1 protein-coding gene is annotated in these 1,829 nt (G+C 67.8%); it reads right to left on the bottom strand.

Features of this window, described 5'->3' with window-relative positions; all coding sequences use genetic code 11:
• Window positions 1-1,829 (bottom strand): PhoX family protein (locus tag FAS41_RS30630; protein WP_138527016.1); only part of this gene is annotated, 1,829 nt, incomplete at both ends.

Genomic DNA, 1,829 nt, shown 5'->3' with positions numbered 1-1,829 from the left:
TTCACCCACAGCGTCTTGCCATCCGGCGTCTGGGTGATGCCGGTCAGCTCGCAGCCGCGCGGGCCGACCAGGAAGCGCCGCACCTCGCGGCTGTGCGGGTCGGCGCAGAGCAGCTGGTTGCAGCCCATGGCCTGCATCGCCGGGACATCGTCGTCGTAGTCGGTCTCGATCCACAGGCGACCGGCGGTGTCGAAGTACAGGCCGTCCGGCGAGGAGAAGATGTCGCCGTTGATGGTGCCGATCAGGTTCTCCGGCGCGTTGGCGCCCTTGTGCTCGCCGGCCAGCAGGAAGATTTCCCACTGGAAGGTGGTGGCGGTCGGATCGCCGCCGGTTTCGTTCCAGCGCAGAATCTGCCCGTGGAGGTTCTCCTGGCGGGGGTTGGCGGCGTCCACCGGCTGCTTCTTGCCGCGCGCGTCGTTGTTGGTGAGGCTGACATAGACCTCGCGGGTGGTCTGCTGCACGGCGACCCATTCGGGGCGGTCCATGGGCGTGGCGCCGAGCTTGTCGGCGGCAGCGCGGGCGTTGACCAGCACTTCGGCCTGGCTGGCGAAACCGTTCTCGGCGGTCAGACCGTTCTGCCCGTGCACCAGCGGCAGCCACTGTCCGCTGCCGTCGGCGTTGAAGCGGGCGACGTAGAGGGTGCCTTCGTCCAGCAGGTCAATATTCGCCGCGCGGTTGTTCGGCTGGTACTGGCCCGCCGGGACAAACTTGTAGATGTACTCGCCCTTGGTGTCATCGCCGTAGTAGAAGGCCATGCGGTTGTCGGCGCCCAGCGAGAGGGTCGAGCACTCGCGGCAGAAACGGCCGACGGCGGTGCGCTTCTTCGGCGTGGAGCCGGGGTCGAAGGGGTCGATCTCCACCACCCAGCCAAACCGGTTCGGCTCGTTGACGTGGCCGCCGTGGGGCTGGTCCGCCTTGGGCGTGGCGTCGAAGCGCTCATCCACCGCTTCCCAGGCGTAATAGTTGCTGAACTGGCCGTTGGACAGGCCGTAGCGTTTGTGCGAAACGCGCTTGGTGTAGTCGTCCTTGTCGCGGTTGACGAAGTACTGGTGCCAGTTCTCTTCGCAGGCCAGGTAAGTGCCCCAGGGCGTGACGCCCATGGAGCAGTTGTTCAGGGTGCCGAGCACCTGTCTGGCCTCGGGGTCGCTGGCGGTGCGCAGCAGGTCGTGGCCGGCCAGGGGGCCGGACAGGTCCAGCGGCGAGCTGCCGGTGATACGGCGGTTGTAGCTCGAGCCTTCGACACGCTGCCAGTGGCCGCCGGCGTCCTTCTTCACCTCGATCACGCTCAGCCCGTGGGCGGCAATCTCCTTGCGCACTTCGCCTTCCGGGCGGCCGCGCGAACCATCGGGGCGGTCCTCGAAGGTCTGGCCCTTGGGGTGCAGCGTCGGGTTGATGTACTCGTGGTTGATCACCAGCAGGCCGTGGCTGTCCGGCGCATCGGGGAAGGGGAAGTAGTGCATGCCGTCATGGTTGTCGCCGGCCTGCAGCTCCTGGGCTTTCCAGTCCTCGCTGGCGTCGCCTTTCCAGGCCGGCGAGCCGCTCACCACGGCGTCGCCCCAGGAGAAGAACGGCCGTGCGCTGTAGCCTTCGGCGACGATCACCCGGTCGAACTTCGGGTCCTGCTGCACCGGCACGCCCTTGAAGCCCAGCAACCCGGTGGGCACCGGGGCGTCGGCGGCGAACAGCGAGCGGCCGGGGAACAGGCTGCCGCCAAGGAAGCCGACGGCGCCCAGCACCAGGCTGTTCTTCAGCAGGCGGCGGCGTGAGGCATCGATGAGCTCGCTCATCGGCACGTTGCCGGAGGGGTTGATCGGCTGGTCGTCGAAGGC

The sequence above is a fragment of the Pseudomonas nicosulfuronedens genome, assembly GCF_005877905.1.
Lineage (GTDB): Bacteria > Pseudomonadota > Gammaproteobacteria > Pseudomonadales > Pseudomonadaceae > Pseudomonas > Pseudomonas nicosulfuronedens.
Note: the sequence above shows the minus strand (reverse complement) of the source record. Positions and strands in the feature narration are given on the sequence as shown.